Below are 18011 nucleotides of genomic sequence, written 5' to 3' on the forward strand. Positions count from 1 at the left end.
AGGCCAGGGTGACGGCCGGGTTTGCCGGGCGGTTGTTATCCACAACACTACGCGTGTTCGCCTTTTCCCCTCGCAACGAACCTGTCTAAAAGCGTCCCAATGGACGCCGCCGACGACACGCTGACGCTCGATATCGAGGGATGGGAAGGTCCGCTCGACCTCCTGCTTGCGCTCGCCCGGTCGCAAAAGGTCGACCTCAAGCAGATTTCGATCCTGCAACTGGTCGAACAATATCTCTCCTATATCGAGCATGCCCGCACGTTGAAGCTCGAAGTCGCAGCCGATTATCTCGTGATGGCGGCGTGGCTGGCCTATCTCAAATCGGCGCTACTGTTGCCGCGCGATCCGGAGATCGAACCGAGTCCCGAGGAACTGGCGTTGCGGCTGCAGATGCGGCTCGAGCGGCTCAACGCGATGCGCGATGCCGGTGCGCGGCTGCTCGCACGCGACCGGATCGGCCGCGATGTCTTCCGCCGCGCCGCGCCCGAAGGACTGCGCACGGTGCGCAAGGCACAATGGCAGGCCGAGATCTATGACCTGATCGCCGCTTACGGCCAGATAAACGCACGCAATCGCCCGGTCTTCCACGTCGTCCATGATCGCCTGGTGATGACGCTGGACGCCGCGCTCGAACGCGTATCGCGGCTGCTCGGCGAGCATATCGACTGGGCGACGATCGAAAGCTTCCTGCCCGACAGCCTGGACGGCGCGTTCCGCAAGTCGGCGCTGGCCTCCAGTTTCGTCGCGGCGCTCGAATTGGCGCGGATGGGCAAGGCCGAATTGCGCCAGAAATCGGCGTTCGCGCCGCTCTATCTCAAGGCGACCGGCGAAAGAGCGGAGGCATGACGATCGATCCCGACGATCCCGTGCGCGCAGTCGAAGCGGTATTGTTCGCCGCCGAGGAGCCGCTAACCATCGACTCGATCCGCGCGCATGTCGGCGAGGATATCGACGTTCGCGGCGCGCTGGAACGGATCAGCGAAGATTATGCCGGTCGCGGGATCGAACTGGTCCGCCGCGGCGATCGCTGGCATTTCCAAACCGCGGGCGATCTGGCGCATTTGTTGCGCCGCGACCGCGAGGAGCCGCGCAAGCTGTCGCGCGCGGCGATCGAGACCTTGGCGATCACCGCCTATCACGAGCCGGTGACCCGCGCCGAGATCGAGGCGATTCGCGGAGTGCAGATCAGCAAGGGAACGCTCGACGTGTTGATGGAGGCGGGATGGGTGCGACCGGCGGGCCGGCGTGAGACGCCCGGGCGGCCGTTAATGTTTGCGACGACCGCGGAATTCCTCACCCATTTCGGGCTCGCCAGCCGCCGCGACCTCCCTGGGATCGACGATTTGCGGGCTGCCGGGCTGCTCGATCCGATCGACCTTGCCATGGCCGAGCTGTCCATTGCCGGCGATAGCGAGGAAGAAGTAGAAAATGATGGCGATGCAGACTAGATAGATGTCACGCCTTTGGGAGATTTTGTGATGGGTAGCTTCAGCCTGGTTCATTGGCTGATCTTTGGTGTTATCGCGATTCTGGTTCTCGGTGGCGGCCGGTTCTCGAATATGATGGGCGACGTGGCCAAGGGCATCAAGCAGTTCAAGAAGGGTATGGCGGAGGATGACGATGCCGCCCCGACCAGCCGGATCGAGGCCAAGCGGCAGACCGATCCAACGGTCGAGGCTACCGCCGAACGCGTCCGCGACGCAGAACGCTAAGCGCCGCCGGAGAGGCATCCGGCCGTGATCCTGGATATAGCCCCAACCGAATTATTGGTATTGGGGGCGGTGGCGTTGCTCGTCATTCCGCCCAAGGACTTGCCGCGCGCGATGCGCTTCGCCGGACAATGGGTCGGCAAGGCCCGTGGGCTGGCGCGCCAGTTCCGCTCGGGCTTTGACGACATGATCCGCGAGGCCGAATTCGCGGAGATGGAAAAAAAGTGGAAGGCGGAGAATGAGCGCATCATGCGCGAGTTCCCGCAGACCGTAGACATGGCGGCACTGATGGCGCCCAAATCACAGGACGTGGCTGATGCCGACCCGACCCCGATGATGGTCGAGCAGCCGACAATCGCCCCGGAGCCTGAGCCGATCCATGCCGCGCCGGAAACCGATCCGGCCCCGGCAGCGCGCAAACCCCGCGTTAAGACGGCCAAGAAGGCGATGTCGCTGGATACGTTCGAACCGGCTGCGCCGAAGCCGCGCGCGCGCAAGCCCAAGACGGCTGCCCCTGTCGAAACGCCGGGCGATTAGGCGATGAGCGACGAGGACGATATCGACGCCAGCCGCGCGCCGTTGATGGATCACCTGATCGAGCTACGCAAACGCCTGCTCATCAGTATCGGCACGTTGGCGCTATTGTTTGGCGCCTGCCTCTATTTTTTCGAACCGATCTTCGCGGTGCTGGTGCATCCGCTGGTCAAGGCCGGGTTTCCGAAGCTCATCTACACCTCTCCCTATGAGATGTTCTTCGTGCAGTTGAAGGTCGCGTTCTTCGCGGCGATCATGCTGGCCTTTCCGGTCATCGCCAACCAACTCTGGCAGTTCGTTGCGCCTGGGCTTTACCGCAAGGAGAAGCGCGCACTCCTGCCGTTCCTGCTGGCGACGCCGGTGCTGTTCGGACTGGGGGCGAGCTTCGCCTATTTCTTCGCGGTCCCTGGCGCGCTCCATTTCCTGCTCGGCTATCAGGGCAATATCGGCGGGGTGCAGCAGGAAGCGTTGCCGGCCGCGGACAATTACCTGAAGTTCATCATGCAGTTTCTGTTCGGGTTCGGCGTCTCGTTCCTGATGCCGGTGCTGCTGATGCTGGTCGAGCGCGCGGGGATCGTGACGTTGGGACAACTCGTCCGGGCGTGGCGTTACGCCATCCTGGGTTGCTTTGCGGTCGCTTTGTTCCTGGCACCGCCGGACGCCGGATCGATGATCATGCTCGCGTTGCCGTTGGTCGGCCTCTACGTGCTCACGCTCGGCGCAATTTGGCTGACCCATCGCCGTCGCGACCGCCAACCAGTCCCCGACGCCGAAACGGCCTGAACCGGATTATTTGTGCTTGTCGGCGGTCTTGGAGACCGTGTGTCCGACCGAGCTGACATCCTTGCCCACGCCTGAAATCGTGTTGCAGCCGGCAAGCAGAAGCGCGGCGGCGGCGATCGTCAGACCGATAAACTTGTTCTCGAAGATATCTCCCGAATTACAGAATTGGACTCGCGGTAACGCGCGACGCGCCAATCGTCGAGCCGTCGCGTAGCGTCGGCGGCATGTTGGATTTACGATTTTTTGCTGGGATTAGACGAATTTAGGCCCGGAAGCGCCACCGGGGGGGGAGGGGTTGACGCTTCCGGGCCTATGTCGTGGATAGCGAGAGCGGGGGGGCATAAGGTCGCTATCCGAAAAACCAAACGCACCTTTTTCGAGGTTGTTCCCAAAAAAAACGTCGACCGAAAAATTATTTTAGTCGCGCCCCGTCACGGCAACCGCGATCTCATAGGATCCGGTCAATGGGTCATGGTGGAGCGGGGCGCGAAGCTGGCGCGACAGGCCCTCGATCACCCTGGCGTAACGCTGACCCAACGCGCCGACCAGCGCATCGCCGTCAACCAGCGAGGGGGATGTGACACGCAGGATCGCGGTGCCGGGCGTTTGACCCTCGCGCACCGAGATGTGGATCTGGGCATTGGGAATGACATTGATCGCGAGTTCGATGATCTCGGTGAGCAGGAACGCGATCGCGATCGCGATGTCCTGGGTGACCAGCCAGGGTTCTACGTCGAGCAGGATCGACAGCCCCGAATGTTCCGGACTGGTCGCGCGGATATTGGACGCGAGCTCGCCGATCACCGAACGCAGGCTTAGCCCGCGATTATCCTCCATCTCGGCGAAATGGTGACGATGGACCACCGCCAGCGCGTCGACGCGGCGCTGGATCGAGGCATAAGCGCGCGCCGCCTCGGCGGCCTGGGCGCCGCGCGCGTGAAGATTGATCAGGCTGGAGATGACCTGCAGATTGTTCTTCACGCGATGATGGACCTCTCGCGTCAGCCGCGTCTGGCGCACCAGCCCTTCGGCCAGCCCGGCCTCGTGTAGGATCAGTGTCCGGCTCAGCGAGCGGAACGTTTCGCCAAGCTCGCGGATTTCCTGCGCCGGCAGCGACCGTACGACCGCCGGGTCGATCACTTCGCCCGGCCGATAGGCAGCGACGCTGGCGCGCAACGTCCGCAATGGCTTGATCAACAGCCGGTCGACGACGAACCAGGCGAAGCCCGCGGCCGCGATCCACATCAGGATCGGAAAGATCAGCGCGATCAGGATAGGAGAGGTCAGTACCTTGGTCCGCATCCGCATTTCGACCGACAGGTCGCCGATTCCCAGCGCCGCGCGAACCGGTACGTACAGATCGAGCGGGTTTTCGCTGGCCAACGACCGCAACACCAGCCGGTCGGCGTTGCCGGGGCTGCTCAGCGATTCCTCGTAATCGGACGCGAAGCCGGACGGTTTGGCGACCCCCGAAAGAAACGCCGCGGGGAAGAAAGCGGCACCGCGCACTTCGCCACCCGGAGCGGCGATCGCCAGCACGATCCCCTTGTCGGGGACGATCCGCGAGGTCGATCCACTGGCGCGCATCTGCTCGGGCATCGCCACCGGTAGACGCGAACCGCAGAGCAGGCGGTTTTGACCATCGACGATCATGAACCCGGCGCCGGTGGTCGATGACTGCGCGAACACGCCCTGCGCGCGGGCGCAGCTCGGGGTGTCGCCATGATCGATCGCGAGGGCCTTCATCGCGGAGGTCAGTGCGGTCATGTCGCCGACCAGCTCGATCGAGAGGTTGCGTGAGCTTTCCTGCGCGGCGACGCGCAATTGCGAGGCGGCTTCCTGCCCCGCCTGGCGCGTGGTCGACAAGGTCGCGAAGAAAGCGATGACGGCGAACGGCAACAGCGCCACGCCTAGGATCAGGAAAATCTTTGCGCCGGTCGGCATGCGCGCGACGCGTGCGCCCAGCGTACCCGCCGCCCGCTCACCAGCCGTAAGGCCGCCCATTGGCTATCCCAGCTTGTTCAGCAGATCGAGCATCTGATCGGGGACGGGTTCGCTGGCAGCAGCATGATAGACCGAGCGAAGGGCGGCACCCATCGCTTCGTCCTTACCCTTTTTGCCCTTGTCATCCTTGTCGTCGGACTTCTTGTCCCGCTTCGACGACGGCCGGCCAGGCTGCAACGCAATCCCCCTCATATACATGCCGGCCATGCCGGAACAGAAAACGACCCGCAAGAGGGGGTCCCGACACGACGCTTAAAATGCGCCATCATGTCTGTGAAACCAAAAACGATCTCGATTGTTCCACTAGCGAACAGAAAATTTGTCGCGTTGCATTCACCAGGCCGGGCCCCCACTAAAGGGCCGGCATCCTATCGGGGAGATTTAAATCGTCATGTCGCTCGGTCAGCAGCTAGCCCCTCATCTACCGTTCCTGCGTCGTTATGGGCGGGCGTTGACGGGAAGCCAGGAACATGGCGACCGCTATGTCCGGGCCACGCTCGAGGCGATCGTCGCCGCACCGGAGGAGTTTCCGCGCGACGTCGATCCGCGGCTCGGCCTGTACCGCACCTTCCAGGCGATCTGGCAGAGCGCTAATGCCGACGAAAGCGAATCGCTGAGCGGCGACACCGTCAGCGGTCAGGAAGCGATTGCGCGGGCTCGACTGGCGCGGATGACGCCGTTGTCGCGCCAGGCGCTACTGTTGACGGCGATGGAAGGCTTCACCACCGAGGATGCGGCCTACCTGATCGATGTCGAGAATGACGAGGTCGAAAAGCTCGTCACCGAGGCGCTTGCAGAGATCGAGCAGCAAACGCGCGCGCGGGTGCTGATCATCGAGGACGAACCGATCATCGCGATGGATATCGAGACGATTGTCCGCGATTTGGGCCATGACGTCACCGGCGTAGCAGTCACGCGCGACGAGGCAGTCGCTGCGGCCATGGCCGATCGCCCCGGTCTGGTGCTCGCCGATATCCAGCTGGCCGACGACAGTTCGGGGATCGACGCGGTGAAGGATATCCTTGCCGAATTCCAGGTGCCCGTCATCTTCATCACCGCTTTCCCCGAACGCCTGCTGACTGGCGAGCGGCCTGAACCGACTTTCCTGATCACCAAGCCGTTCCAGCGGTCGACCGTGAAGGCGGCGATCAGCCAAGCGCTGTTTTTCGACGAGTCGACCGTGCCCGCATAAAGCATGGGTCTCGCTTAAGGTGCGCTCAGCCGCCGGCGATATCCGACAGGATGCCGCCGGCGGACGTGTTTTATCGAGTCAAGCCTTTGGAATTTGGGCAAAATTCTTAAAGTTCCATCAGTTACGGAGCCAAAACGGGATCGGTGCGTTTTGCCACTATGGCTGAACCAACTCCCCGAGAGACTTCGGTACACACCGACGCCGAGCATGCGCGAGCCGGAGAGACGACAGGCGTCATGCGCTACGTCCTGGGCATTTCATTGGTGCTGGCAGTAGTAATCCTGTCGGCGATCGTTTGGGGCCCGGTGTTGTTCCACCAGTAATGGAGCGGTCTGGATTAGCCCTGGCGCCCATGTCACCCTATATATCCTCCCGGTCGCGCATTGGCGGCCCCCACGTTCGACGGAGTTCCATGAGCAGCACAGAAACCGGCAACGTGGACGACAATGGGGAAGTGATCGAGCACGTCGCCCTGTCGGATCCGGAGTTCAAGGAGCAACTGGGGCAAGTGATTCCGCATCTCCGCGCGTTCGGCCGATCCCTTTCGGGGAGCCGTGACCTCGCTGACGATCTGGTGCAGGAAACCTTGCTCAAGGCTTGGGCTGCGCGGCAACGCTTTCAGGCCGGCACCAACATGCGCGCCTGGACTTTCATCATCCTGCGTAATCTATATCTGAGCCAGATGCGCCGCGCGCGGTTCAAAGGCGAGTGGGACGATCTGGTCGCCGACCGTATCCTTGCCGCGCCCGCCAGTCAGGACAAGCATGTCGAGCTGGGCGACATGCAGCGTGCGCTGCTGCACTTGCCGCAGCCGCAGCGCGAGGCGCTCATTCTGGTCGGTGCGGGCGGATTTGCCTATGAAGAGGCCGCTGAAATCTGTCAGGTCGCAGTGGGCACGATCAAGAGCCGCGTTGCGCGCGGGCGCGTCGCGCTCGAGGCGATTCTGAGCGGCGGTCAACTTACCTCGCGCCGCAATGCGCCCGATCATCCCGGTCGCACCGCGCTCGATACGATCATGGATGAGGTCGACGACCTGAGCGGTGACCATAGCCCGGCCCCCGATCAGGGCGACGACGACATCGACGAGGATGAGGAATAGAACTGCTCTGACCTAAGTCGAGCTGTGCCAACTCTGTCGCGCTATTTCGAATCATGGCTTATCGCCTCTCGAAGACGCTGGCAGCTTAAGCAGGTCGAACGACGCCGATTGGCGCGCGATCGCGGGCCCTAATTGTCTTTCGACAATCGCCTCAGCAACGACGTCAGGTCGCTCGGGAGGCTCGGCGCGCCGGTGAAGATCTGGCGCAAGGCATTGCCCACACCATCGCTCTCGCGCGGGCGATGAACGACATGCTGATTGTCCGACTGTGTCGCGTGGCTATGCGGATCGGGCGGGCTCATGCGACGTAGAACGTCGTTTGCCACGATTTGTTGCCACTTTGCTGTCAGATTCGATTGATCTGGATCAAATTGTGCTTTTCGCGACACGATTGGCGCGTGCAAGCGAGTGTTCTAGAGTGCGTTTCAGCTTCCAGGACCCATCCCGCAACCGTTTCAGCCTTTGCTGAAACCTCCAGGCAGAACCGGTGACCGCGCAGAATTTCGTCGATGCCATCGCCAGGGCCGAAGCGCACGCGCCCTTCCTGCGCCTCGCGCTCGAGCAGCAGCCCGACCTTGCTGGTCAATTGGCGCAAGGCCTGGTGCCCGACCCGGCGCCGTTCGATCCCGATTTGCCTGTGAGTGTGGCACTGCGTCGGGCGCGTCGGCGCGAAGCGTTGATCGTCGCGATCGCCGATCTGGCCGGAGCGCTCGACCTGGTCGGCGTGACGCGGCGGCTGACCGACTTCGCCGACCGCGCGCTCGACCTCGCGATCCGTACCGCTATCCAAGAGCGGGCGCCCGACGCCGACGCCAGCGGTTTCGCCGGGATCGCGCTTGGCAAACAGGGCAGCCACGAACTCAATTATTCGTCGGATATCGATCCGATCCTGTTGTTCGACCCGACGGCCTTGCCGCATCGCGCGCGCGAGGAGCCGGTGGAGGCCGCGGTGCGGATCGCACGCCGCGTGGTCGAACTGCTACAGGCACGCGATGGCGAGGGCTATGTGCTCCGCGTCGACCTTCGCCTGCGCCCGTCGCCCGAGGTGACGCCGATCGCGCTGCCGGTGGACGCGGCGATTTCCTATTATGAGAGTCAGGCGCTGCCTTGGGAGCGTGCTGCCTTCATTCGCGCGCGCGCGTGCGCCGGCGATGTGGCGCTGGGCCAACGCTTTCTCGACGCGATCCGCCCGTTCGTCTGGCGCCGCGCGATCGATTTCGGCGCGGTCGGGGAGATTCGCGAGATCACCCGGCGGATTCGCGACCACCACGCACAAGGCCAGGCCTTCGGGCCGGGTTATGACCTCAAGCGCGGGCGCGGCGGCATCCGCGAGGTCGAGTTCTTCACCCAGATTCATCAGTTGATCCATGGCGGCCGCGATCCGTCGCTCCGCTCTCCGGCGACGATGGACGCGCTCGACCGGCTGTGCACCAGTGGCCGCATCACCATCGCAGAGGCAGACGCACTGAAGTCCGCTTATGTCGCGCTGCGCACCGTCGAACATCGCCTGCAGATGGTCGACGATCGGCAGACGCATGCGCTGCCGCGCGCGGGAGAAGCGCTTGAGGGCGTAAGCCGGTTGGCGGGGTTCGAGGACAGCGCGGGTCTGATCGCGATGCTGCGGCCGCATGTCGAACGGGTCGGGCAAATCTACGATTCGCTCGATGCGCGCGACGAGGCGGCGCTGGCGAGCGACGCCGACAGCCTGTCGGCGCAACTGGGCGCGATGGGGTTCGACGATGGCGCGAGTGCAGTCCAGATGATCGAGCGGTGGCGTGGCGGATCGTATCCCGCGTTGCGCAGCCCAGCCGCGCGCCAGGCGCTCGAGGCGGTGCTGCCGGGGCTGATGACGGCGCTCGGCCAGGCGCCCGATCCGCGAGCCGCTTTGGTCCAACTCGACACGATGTTGTCGCGGCTGCCGAGCGCGATCAATTTTTTTCGCCTGATCGAGGCGCGGCCGCAATTGGGGCAATTGATGGCGACGATCCTCAGCCATGCGCCGCCGCTTGCGGGCGCGCTGAGCCGTCGGCCGGCGTTGCTCGACGGGTTGATCGACGCGACCGCGCTGGAGCCGGTCGGCGACGTCGCGGCGCTCGCCGAGGAGATGCGCTCCGCCGAGGCGGGGGACGATTATGAGGCCGCGTTGCAGCGGGTTCGCCTCGTCGTCGGCGAAAAGCGCTTCGCGCTCGGCGCGCAATTGGTTGCCGGGACGAGCGACCCGATGGAGGTCGCGCATGGTTATGCCCGCGTCGCCGAAGCCGCAATCGAGGTGCTCGGCGCGGCCACGGTCGCCGAATTCTCGCGCGCGCACGGCCATGTACCCGACAGCGAATTGCTCATCCTGGCGCTCGGGCGGCTCGGCGGCGGCGCGCTGACCCATGCCTCCGATCTCGACCTGATCTATCTCTTCACCGGTGACTTCTCTGCCGAATCCGATGGCCCGAAGCCGCTGGGCGCGGTCCATTATTACAACCGCCTCGCGCAGCGCCTGAGCGCCGCTCTATCGGTACCGACCGCGGCCGGCGCGCTGTACGAGATCGATACGCGGTTGCGGCCGTCGGGGGCACAAGGCCCGCTGGTCGTCTCGCTCGCCGGCTTCGCCAAATACCAGCAGGAGGATGCCTGGACCTGGGAGCATATGGCACTGACTCGTGCGCGTGCCGTGTTCGGCTCGCAGCGAGCCCGCCAGGACGTGGCGGCAGTGATCGATGCGGTACTGAAGGCGCCACGTGATAGGGCCAAACTCATCGCCGACGCAGTCGACATGCGCGCGGAAATGGCGCGGCACAAGCCGCCGCAGGGATCGCTCGACGCCAAGCTGTTGCCGGGCGGGTTGGTCGACCTCGAATTCGCTGTCCATGTCGCGCAGCTCTCGCATCCGGGAGTCGCGATCGACCCCGATCTCGACCCGGCGATCGCCATGCTCGCGCGGCAAGGGATCGTTCCCGCAGCGCTTGGTGAGGATTATCGGTTCCTGACGCGAATGCTGGTGTTGCTGCGGTTGGTCGCGCCGGACAATGAGCCGCCATCGCCGCCGACCCGCGAGTTGATCCTGCGCGCGCTCGGTGCCGATAGCTGGGATGCACTGGTTGCGCGGTTCGACGCGACCCGGCAGGAAGTCGCGCGGATCTGGCAATCGGTAAGCGGAGAGAAGAATGGCGGGACTTGAGGTCGGCGATACGCTGCCCAACGCGGTGCTGACAGCGCCCGACGGTGCGACGATCAATTTGCGCGATTACGCCGGCAAGCCGCTGGTGCTCTATTTCTATCCCAAGGACGATACTGCCGGTTGCACGCGCGAAGCGCAGGATTTCACCGCGCTGTTGGCCGATTTCCACAAGGCCGGCGCGACCGTGCTGGCGGTGTCGAAGGATACGCCGGCAAAGCACCGCAAGTTCGCCGAAAAATATGCGCTGACGGTACCGCTCGCGAGCGACGAGACCGGCGTGATCGAAACGTTCGGCGCCTGGGTGGCGAAGAAGCTCTACGGGCGAGAGTATATGGGGATCGACCGCTCGACCTGGCTGTTCGACGCCTCGGGCAAACTGGCCAAGGTATGGCGTAAGGTGAAGGTGCCAGGGCATGCCGAACAGGTGTTGGCCGCGGTGCGGGAGTTGGCGTGAGTTCACCAACGGGGTAGGCCGCCCGCATGACTTCGGTCGAAACCAGCATTACCATCGCCGCCGCCTGCCGCTCGGTGCTCGAAACCGGCGACCCATTGGCCAAGGTCAAGCGTGCCCGCGCGGTCGTGCGGGCCTGGCGCCGGGGCGATCTGGCGCACCAATTCGATGTCGCGATGGCCGATCGGCCGGCGCGGCCTGCCGAGCCCGAACTGCTCCCGCCCAACCGCATGCCGAGGCGTGGCAAGGGAGGATCTGAACGCGGCCGGATCACGCTGATCCATGCGCTCGCACATATCGAGTTCGTCGCGATTGATCTTGCGTTCGATCTCGCCGGACGATTCGGCGGTCATTTTCCGCGCAATTTCATCGACGACTGGCTGTCGGTCGGCGCCGATGAGGCGATGCACTTCGCGCTGCTCGATCGCAGGCTGCGGACGCTTGGCAGCCATTACGGCGCGCTCGCGGCGCATGACGGCTTGTGGGAAGCGGCCGAAGCGACCGCGCACGACCCGCTCGCACGGTTGGCGGTGGTGCCAATGGTGCTCGAAGCGCGAGGGCTCGACGTCACGCCGGCGACGATCGATCGCTTCCTTGCCGCGGGCGACGAGGGAACCGCTCGTGTCCTCAAGCGTATTCTCGCCGACGAGATACGCCATGTGGCGTACGGCGCGACGTGGTTTCGCGTAGCGTGCGAATCAACTGGAATCGCGCCTGAATCGCATTGGCGCGACCTGGTGCGGCGCCATTTTCGCGGCATGATTAAGCCGCCATTTAACGACTCAGCCCGCGAAGCTGCCGGTCTGCCCCGCGAATATTACGCGCCTCTTGCATGAAAACGACATGCTGGCACTTGTCCCTGGTAACAACCGGGCGCGGAGGGGCTGGGTCCGGATCAACCATCTTCATGATCGCCGTTAATGCGGGGATCGTCGCCAGGGTCGCCGGGGACGCATGATCAAACTTACGAATTTGCAGGAGGCGTTCGCTCGCTGCCGCCAATTCTTCAAAACACGCGATTTCATTTTTCATGATGGCCGCGATCTTCGTCGTTTCTCGATCGCGGGACGCACGCAGGCCGCGGTTGCAGTCGCAGGTGCCATTACGCTGAGCTTCTCGGCGTACGGTGTTGCACAGGCAGGCGTGAACGCGGTGGCATTGTCGGGCCTCACCGGAACGCCGCTCACCTCCGAGGCGAAAGTCGCCAAAATGGAGGCGCAGGTCGCCGGGATGCAGGCGAAGATCCAGCAGATCAAATATGTCGCCGATGCCCGTGCCAAGCGCGTCGAGGCACGCCAGGCAATGCTCGCCGCCGCGATCAGCGGGCAGGGCGAGGTCCGGCCCGTCGCGTATCAGCCGATCGATCCCAAGGCCGCTGCTGCCGCCGCCGACGTGGTCGCGCCGCTGGCGCAGGTCGAGCACGATCAGGTGACGCTCGCGATCAAGGCGCGGATCACCACCGAGAAAAAATATATCGCCGCGCTGCAGCGGGCTAAGGCGCTGGGGATCAACCCCAGCCGCTTCCAGACAAAGCCCGCCGCGATGGGCGGCCCATACGAAGCCGCTGACAGCGCGGAAGCCGCCGCCGATATGGCTGCCGATGCTCAATTCCGCGCGCTGTTCCAGACCTGGAAGAAGCTCGACACGCTCGAGGACGGCCTGATCTCGATTCCGTCGGTTCAGCCGGTCAGCAACCTCAAATTCACCAGCAATTTCGGCATCCGCAGCGATCCGTTCCGCGGCACCGCGGCGTTCCACCCGGGTGTCGATATTCCGTGCGGGACCGGAACCGCGGTCTATGCCACCGCCGACGGCACGGTCGACCGTGCGGAGCGCGCGGGCGGCTACGGCAATCTAGTCGAGCTCGACCATGGCCGCGGCATCCAGACCCGTTATGGTCACTTGTCGAAGATCCTGGTCACCGCCGGGCAGAAGGTGAAGCGCGGCCAGCTGATCGCAATGTCGGGCTCGACCGGCCGGTCGACCGGTCCGCATCTCCATTACGAGGTCCGCATCGACGGCCGCGCGGTCAATCCGATGCCGTTCCTGCAGACCGCCGATTATCTCCAGGCGATCAAGAGCCCGCAGCTCAACGCCGTTCCGGTCAGCACCGCTCCGGCGGCGGACTCGGCCGACTGATTTTATAAGGACGCGAGAGGAGGGGCCGCTCCGGGCAACCGGGGCGGCCCTTTTCATATGTTCTCGACTGGTGTGTTGCTGAGCGGGTGGCGAGCGCCTATCTCCCCATCATGGCCACTCTCGCTGCCGACATTGCGCTGACTCCCGCCGCCGCCAGGCGCGTGGCGTGGATCGCCGAGCGCCAAAGCAAGCCTGCTATCCTTCGCCTCTCGGTCGAAGGCGGCGGTTGTTCGGGCTTCCAGTATAAATTCGGCCTCGCCGAGGGGCTGGAGGACGGCGACACCGTGGTCGAGACCGATGGCGTCAAGCTGGCGGTCGACGATATGAGCCTCGATCTGGTGCGCGGCTGTTCGGTCGATTTCGTCGACACACTTGGCGGCGCGCATTTCACGGTGGAAAATCCCAACGCGGCCTCGGGCTGTGGTTGCGGTTCGTCTTTCTCGGTGTAAGCCTCTGTTGGTAATTGCCCTGCAATCCAACGAAAGCACCGCGTGAAGATCGTCAGCTACAACGTCAACGGCATCAGGGCGCGGCTCGAGCGCCTGGTCGAATATCTGTCCGAGCAACAACCCGATGTGGTCTGTCTGCAGGAACTCAAAGCGGCTGACGACGGCTTCCCGATCGATGACATCCGCGCCGCCGGCTACGGCGCGGTGTGGCACGGGCAAAAGGGCTTCAACGGCGTCGCGGTGCTAGCCAAGGGCAATGACCCGGTCGAGCGGCAGCGGGGACTAGCCGGAGATCCGGAGGATGCGCACAGCCGCTATCTGGAATGCGATGTCGACGGGGTCGTGGTCGCCTCGATCTATCTACCCAACGGCAACCCGCAACCGGGACCCAAGTTCGATTACAAGCTCAAATGGATGGAGCGGCTGGCCGACCGCGCCCTTGCGCTGCTCGCCGAAGAGGTGCCGGTGGTGCTGGCGGGCGATTATAACGTCATCCCCAATAACGACGACACCTTCTCGGTGCGTGCGATGGCGGACGATGCACTGATGCAGCCGGAGAGCCGCGAACGTTATCGGACGTTACTTGCCCAGGGTTGGACCGACAGCCTGCGCACGCGCCACCCCAAGGGCGGGGTGTGGACCTACTGGGACTATCAAGCCGGCGCTTGGCAGCGCGATGCCGGCTTTCGCATCGACCATCTGCTGCTCAGCCCGATCGCCGCCGACCGGCTGGCCGATGCAGGTGTCGACAAGGAGTATCGCGGCCGTGAAAAGGCGAGCGATCACGCCCCGACCTGGATTCGGTTGCGTTAGGCCGGTGACCTTCGCCCTTCGGAATGCGGGCATTAGGCTCGCACTGGTAACGGCGGCGTTGTTCGTTCCGGCGGTCGCGCAAGCCGACGATAAGGACCGCGATTATTGCCCCGCGCGGCCGGGGCTGGGCACCCCGGCCTGCACCATGGCGCCGGGTCAGGTATCGGTCGAAACCTCGCTTGGCGACTGGACTCTCGACAAACAAGGCGGCGATCGCACCGATACGGTGCTGATCGGCGACACGTCGGTGCGGATCGGGCTGACCGATACGGTCGAGGCGCAGGTTGGCTGGACCCCCTTGGGGATCGTCCGCGAAAGGGCCGGGGGCGTAGTAGATCGTGCGGCCCGCGCCGGCGACGCCACGCTCGGCATCAAGGCCAATCTCCGCAATCCCGACGGCAGCGGATTGTCGGTCGCAGTCCAGCCGTTCGTGACGTTGCCGGTCGGCCGCGCGCCGATCGGGGCGGGGGATTGGGGAGCGGGCTTGGTCGTGCCGGTTACCTATGATCTCTCCAAGACCGTGAACCTCGAAGTCACGCCCGAAGTCGACGCCGCGGTCGACCAGGACGGGCGCGGCCGGCATCTCGCCTATAGCGCGGTGGTCGGCGTCGGTATCGCGCTGAACGATGCGTTGACCTTCACGCTGGAGGACCAGTTAGTCCGCGACCAGGACCCGTCGGGGTCGACCACGCAGGATCTCGCCTCGGCATCGCTTGCCTGGATGCCGCGCAAGACGCTCCAACTCGACGTCGGCGCCGTAGCCGGGCTCGATCGCAACGCTCCCGACGTCGAAATCTATGCGGGGATCGCACGCCGCTTTTGACGTAGGCGTAAACCGCGCCGCGGGTTTCGCCGATCTTTGGTGCGAATTCCCGCGCTTTGGTTCCTTGCGCCAGTGCCTACAAGTGTAGTCGTTGGATAAGTATTTGATTTCTAACAATTATAGTGTTTGGCACACTTACTGCACTAACACACGTGCTGGTCACCCCGCCAGCTAGTTAGGAGCAGGAAGATGGTCAAATACACGATCGCTGCCGCGGCCATATTGGGCGTCTTGGCGGGCGGTCCAGCGCTCGCGTCGGGCAAGGTCAAGAGCGACGCTGGGGCTGGGAAGGGGCAGCAAGCCGCCGCCAATGGGTCGACGCGTTATTGCTACCTTGTCCCCGCGACGACCGGCACGATCATCGATCGCAAGGTGTGCAAGACACTCGATCAATGGCGCGCCGAAGGCGTCGATCCGACCAAGCCGCAGAACAACTGAGCAATGCAAAGACGCGGCGACCGCCGCGTCGTTCGAAAGGATGAAGCTATGATCAAGACCATGATGACAGGTTTCGCCGCCGTTGCCGCGCTGACGATGGTCGCCGGTTCCGCCCAGGCCACTGAATCGCGTCCCGCCGGCGATGCCTCCCCCGCAGCGCGCGTTACGCCGGCCGCTGAGTCTGCGCAACAAGAGAAGAAATATTGCATCGTCGACAACATCACCGGATCGCGGATTGCGCATAAGATCTGCAAGACCCGTGAAGCCTGGATCCGTGACGACGGCTTCGATCCGCTCGATCGTTGAGCGGGTTCCGGCCCTGGCCGTACACCATGGCCCCGTCCGGCCAGGGTCGGAACATTGCCACGATCCATCCCGATGGACGGTGAGTTACATCAAATCCGTTTCTCGTAGATCTGATAGACCTTGTTGACCTTGCTATCGATCGCGTCGGCGATGGCATTCATGCCCTGATTGTCGTCGAGCACCCAGCCGATCTCGCCCCGCGTTGCACCGTAATTCGAGATCGCGGCGCGGCGGATGTATTCGATCATCATGAAGGCCAACTGGCTCGCCATGCGCGATGCCTGCAATTCCTTGACCACGCCCATCAGCGGCACGCGCATCGTGCTCACCTGCGGCTTGCGCAACCACAAGAGCAGCTTCGCCCAGCCCAATGGCAGCAAATTGCCATTCAACGGCTTGATCGCCTCGTTGAGGTTGGGGAGCGTGATCATGAACGCCACCGGCTTGCCGTCGAGCTCGGCGATACGGATCAGGTCGTTATAGACGATCGGCTTCAGCATGACGCCGATATCGTCGATCTCTGGCGGAGTGAACGGCACGAATCCCCAATTGTCCGACCAGGCATCGTTAAGGATGTAGAGGATGATCGCCGCTTCCTCGTCGAACTTCGCCTTGTCGACCTCGCGGATGCGGATGCGCTCGTTGCGCTCGCCCATCTGGACGATGCGCTGGACGATCGGCGGGAATTCCTGGGCGATGTTGAGCTCGTAGGTCATGACCTGCTTCACCGGCTGATAGCCGGCGCGCTCGATCCAGCCCTGATATTCGGGTTTGTTGTGTCCCATCATGATCGTCGGCGGGTGGTCGAAGCCCTGGATCAGCAAGCCCGGCTCTTCCCAGATCGATGCACTGAGCGGCCCGAGCACGCGGTCCATGCCTTGGTCCTTCAGCCACGCTTCGGCGGCGGCGATCAGCGCCTTGGCGATCGCTTCATCCTCGGCGTCGAAATAGCCGAATTGGCCGCAGCCGGGTCCGAATCCCTGGTCGGCCGGCATTTCGAGCGCCAGCGTGTCGATATGTGCGGAAATGCGACCAACGACCTTGCCGTCGCGCTCGGCCAGAAACAATTGCTGCTTGGCGTGGCTCAGCCAGCCATTCTTACCTGGGATCAGCTTTTTCAGCGCGTCGCCCTTCAGCGGCGGCACCCAATTGGGATCGTCCTTGTACAGACGATAGGGCAGGGCGACGAACTTCTTCAGGTCGCCCTTGCTGTCGATCGGGCGGATGGTCACTTGACCGGGCATCGGCACCTCATGCGCTGGAACAGTCCGCGCGTTAGGCTTTGTCCGTCGCTTCGACAATCCCGCGGCTACGCCGTTTTACGCAAGATGAGGAATTGCGATCACCCTGATCGGCGCGGCTTCGTCGTTGGAATGCCACCGTGTCGCCACTATGTTCGGTCAATGGCGCTTCCCATGGATACAATCGTGACTCTCGACCGCCGCACCGCCGGCGCGGCAAGCGCCGCGACGGTGCGCGCGCGGATCGACGACGACAGGGCAATGCTGAAGGCGGCGGCGGATCTGACCCGCGACCTCAACGTGCCCAATCCGCGCATTTACTGGCTCGACATGCTGCTGTCGGCGGCAATCGGTTATGCGGCATTGGCCGGCGCGATCCTGGCGCCGTCGCTCGGCTGGGCGATCGCGGCGGGCGCCGTCGCGGTCCTCGCGCTGTACCGCGCCGAAAGCTTCATCCACGAACTTACCCATATCAAGCATTCGGCAGTGCCGGGTTTCCGGTTGGCTTGGAATATGCTGGTCGGCATTCCGTTGCTGACGCCGAGCTTCATGTACGAAGGCGTGCACAATCTGCACCACGCCCGGACGCGCTACGGAACGGTGGAAGACCCCGAATATCTGCCGCTCGCGCTGATGAAGCCCTGGACGCTGCCGGTGTTCCTGTTGGTGTCGGCGCTCGCACCGGTCGCCTTGCTGGTCCGCTACGCTATTCTCACGCCGCTCTCTTTGGTCGTGCCGGCTTTGCGCCGTGTCATCGTCGCGCGTTATTCGGGTCTGCAGATCAACCCGTCATTCCAGCGCAGGCCGCCCGAGGGCGAGGCGCGTCGGCTGTGGCACCGGCTTGAGGCGGCCGCCAGCCTC

At 63.9% G+C, this 18011-nt stretch carries 22 protein-coding genes; 17 read left to right on the plus strand and 5 right to left on the minus strand.

The features are described from left to right. The first annotated feature begins 99 nt into the window (after nucleotides 1-99). From SAS01S_RS05365 to tatC, 5 genes are read left to right on the plus strand one after another with little or no spacing between them, the layout of a single operon-like run. On the plus strand, nucleotides 100-846 hold the full coding sequence (locus SAS01S_RS05365) for a segregation and condensation protein A (protein WP_066805947.1): 747 nt from the start codon (nucleotides 100-102) through the stop codon (nucleotides 844-846). Continuing rightward, nucleotides 843-1448: an SMC-Scp complex subunit ScpB gene (scpB, locus tag SAS01S_RS05370; RefSeq protein ID WP_066805949.1), complete on the plus strand. Its 606-nt coding sequence runs from the start codon at nucleotides 843-845 to the stop codon at nucleotides 1446-1448. Before SAS01S_RS05365 ends, scpB begins: the two co-directional genes overlap by 4 nt. Before the next feature lie 30 nt (nucleotides 1449-1478). Next, the gene (locus tag SAS01S_RS05375; RefSeq protein WP_066805951.1) at nucleotides 1479-1712 is read left to right on the plus strand and encodes a twin-arginine translocase TatA/TatE family subunit; all 234 of its coding nucleotides are present in this window, start codon (nucleotides 1479-1481) and stop codon (nucleotides 1710-1712) included. A 27-nt stretch (nucleotides 1713-1739) separates the two neighbouring features. Beyond that, nucleotides 1740-2246 carry a twin-arginine translocase TatA/TatE family subunit gene (locus SAS01S_RS23125; RefSeq protein WP_245656757.1) on the plus strand — a complete coding sequence of 169 codons (507 nt, stop codon included), beginning with the start codon at nucleotides 1740-1742 and terminating at the stop codon, nucleotides 2244-2246. Nucleotides 2247-2249: 3 nt separating this feature from the next. Further along, nucleotides 2250-3026, plus strand: a complete 777-nt coding sequence (tatC, locus tag SAS01S_RS05385; protein ID WP_066805953.1) for a twin-arginine translocase subunit TatC — start codon at nucleotides 2250-2252, stop codon at nucleotides 3024-3026. 6 nt (nucleotides 3027-3032) lie between these two features. On the opposite strand, the gene SAS01S_RS23315 is transcribed toward tatC, so the two are convergent. From SAS01S_RS23315 to SAS01S_RS05400, 3 genes are all read right to left on the minus strand, one after another. Continuing rightward, nucleotides 3033-3221 (minus strand): entericidin A/B family lipoprotein, encoded by a 189-nt coding sequence (locus SAS01S_RS23315; RefSeq protein WP_369405712.1) that lies wholly within the window; start codon nucleotides 3219-3221, stop codon nucleotides 3033-3035. 222 nt (nucleotides 3222-3443) lie between these two features. After that, nucleotides 3444-5030: a sensor histidine kinase gene (locus SAS01S_RS05395; protein ID WP_066805955.1), complete on the minus strand. Its 1587-nt coding sequence runs from the start codon at nucleotides 5028-5030 to the stop codon at nucleotides 3444-3446. Between the two features lie 3 nt (nucleotides 5031-5033). Then, nucleotides 5034-5222, minus strand: coding sequence for a NepR family anti-sigma factor (locus SAS01S_RS05400; RefSeq protein ID WP_157082674.1), 189 nt, complete (start codon nucleotides 5220-5222; stop codon nucleotides 5034-5036). Nucleotides 5223-5421: 199 nt separating this feature from the next. Here SAS01S_RS05400 and SAS01S_RS05405 point away from each other — a divergent pair, with 199 nt between their 5' ends. Continuing rightward, nucleotides 5422-6222: a response regulator gene (locus tag SAS01S_RS05405; RefSeq protein WP_066805959.1), complete on the plus strand. Its 801-nt coding sequence runs from the start codon at nucleotides 5422-5424 to the stop codon at nucleotides 6220-6222. A gap of 412 nt (nucleotides 6223-6634) precedes the next feature. Then, nucleotides 6635-7321: a sigma-70 family RNA polymerase sigma factor gene (locus SAS01S_RS05410; RefSeq protein WP_066805961.1), complete on the plus strand. Its 687-nt coding sequence runs from the start codon at nucleotides 6635-6637 to the stop codon at nucleotides 7319-7321. A gap of 128 nt (nucleotides 7322-7449) precedes the next feature. Here the strand turns inward: SAS01S_RS05410 and SAS01S_RS22410 are convergent, their stop codons facing one another. Next, on the minus strand, nucleotides 7450-7647 hold the full coding sequence (locus SAS01S_RS22410; RefSeq protein ID WP_157082675.1) for a hypothetical protein: 198 nt from the start codon (nucleotides 7645-7647) through the stop codon (nucleotides 7450-7452). Nucleotides 7648-7808: 161 nt separating this feature from the next. On the opposite strand from SAS01S_RS22410, the gene SAS01S_RS05415 reads away from it, so the two are divergent. The 9 genes from SAS01S_RS05415 to SAS01S_RS05455 all read left to right on the plus strand — a co-directional run bounded on the left by SAS01S_RS05415 (nucleotide 7809) and on the right by SAS01S_RS05455 (nucleotide 15909). Then, on the plus strand, nucleotides 7809-10490 hold the full coding sequence (locus SAS01S_RS05415) for a bifunctional [glutamine synthetase] adenylyltransferase/[glutamine synthetase]-adenylyl-L-tyrosine phosphorylase (RefSeq protein WP_066805964.1): 2682 nt from the start codon (nucleotides 7809-7811) through the stop codon (nucleotides 10488-10490). Beyond that, the gene (locus tag SAS01S_RS05420) at nucleotides 10477-10944 is read left to right on the plus strand and encodes a peroxiredoxin (RefSeq protein WP_066805966.1); all 468 of its coding nucleotides are present in this window, start codon (nucleotides 10477-10479) and stop codon (nucleotides 10942-10944) included. The genes SAS01S_RS05415 and SAS01S_RS05420 overlap by 14 nt, the downstream gene beginning before the upstream one ends. Nucleotides 10945-10970: 26 nt before the next feature. Beyond that, nucleotides 10971-11777 carry a ferritin-like domain-containing protein gene (locus tag SAS01S_RS05425; protein ID WP_066805968.1) on the plus strand — a complete coding sequence of 269 codons (807 nt, stop codon included), beginning with the start codon at nucleotides 10971-10973 and terminating at the stop codon, nucleotides 11775-11777. A gap of 118 nt (nucleotides 11778-11895) precedes the next feature. Further along, nucleotides 11896-13080: a M23 family metallopeptidase gene (locus tag SAS01S_RS05430; protein ID WP_066805970.1), complete on the plus strand. Its 1185-nt coding sequence runs from the start codon at nucleotides 11896-11898 to the stop codon at nucleotides 13078-13080. A gap of 110 nt (nucleotides 13081-13190) precedes the next feature. Continuing rightward, complete coding sequence (erpA, locus tag SAS01S_RS05435) at nucleotides 13191-13529, plus strand: iron-sulfur cluster insertion protein ErpA (RefSeq protein WP_066806002.1); 339 nt, start codon at nucleotides 13191-13193, stop codon at nucleotides 13527-13529. A 42-nt stretch (nucleotides 13530-13571) separates the two neighbouring features. Next, nucleotides 13572-14342, plus strand: coding sequence for an exodeoxyribonuclease III (gene xth / locus SAS01S_RS05440; protein WP_066805972.1), 771 nt, complete (start codon nucleotides 13572-13574; stop codon nucleotides 14340-14342). Nucleotides 14343-14346: 4 nt separating this feature from the next. Further along, on the plus strand, nucleotides 14347-15165 hold the full coding sequence (locus SAS01S_RS05445; RefSeq protein ID WP_245656756.1) for a transporter: 819 nt from the start codon (nucleotides 14347-14349) through the stop codon (nucleotides 15163-15165). Between the two features lie 189 nt (nucleotides 15166-15354). Continuing rightward, on the plus strand, nucleotides 15355-15603 hold the full coding sequence (locus tag SAS01S_RS05450) for a hypothetical protein (RefSeq protein WP_066805974.1): 249 nt from the start codon (nucleotides 15355-15357) through the stop codon (nucleotides 15601-15603). A 48-nt stretch (nucleotides 15604-15651) separates the two neighbouring features. Continuing rightward, a complete protein-coding gene (locus SAS01S_RS05455; protein WP_066805976.1) occupies nucleotides 15652-15909 on the plus strand; it encodes a hypothetical protein in 258 nt (85 codons plus the stop codon). An 89-nt stretch (nucleotides 15910-15998) separates the two neighbouring features. Here SAS01S_RS05455 and SAS01S_RS05460 read toward each other — a convergent pair whose 3' ends face one another. Then, on the minus strand, nucleotides 15999-17153 hold the full coding sequence (locus SAS01S_RS05460; RefSeq protein ID WP_066805978.1) for a hypothetical protein: 1155 nt from the start codon (nucleotides 17151-17153) through the stop codon (nucleotides 15999-16001). Between the two features lie 171 nt (nucleotides 17154-17324). Between SAS01S_RS05460 and SAS01S_RS05465 the strand changes: the two genes are divergently transcribed. Further along, nucleotides 17325-18011 (plus strand): fatty acid desaturase (locus SAS01S_RS05465; protein ID WP_174544939.1); only part of this gene is annotated, 687 nt, incomplete at its 3' end.

The sequence above is a fragment of the Sphingomonas asaccharolytica NBRC 15499 genome, from assembly GCF_001598355.1.
GTDB classification, from domain to species: Bacteria; Pseudomonadota; Alphaproteobacteria; order Sphingomonadales; family Sphingomonadaceae; genus Sphingomonas; species Sphingomonas asaccharolytica.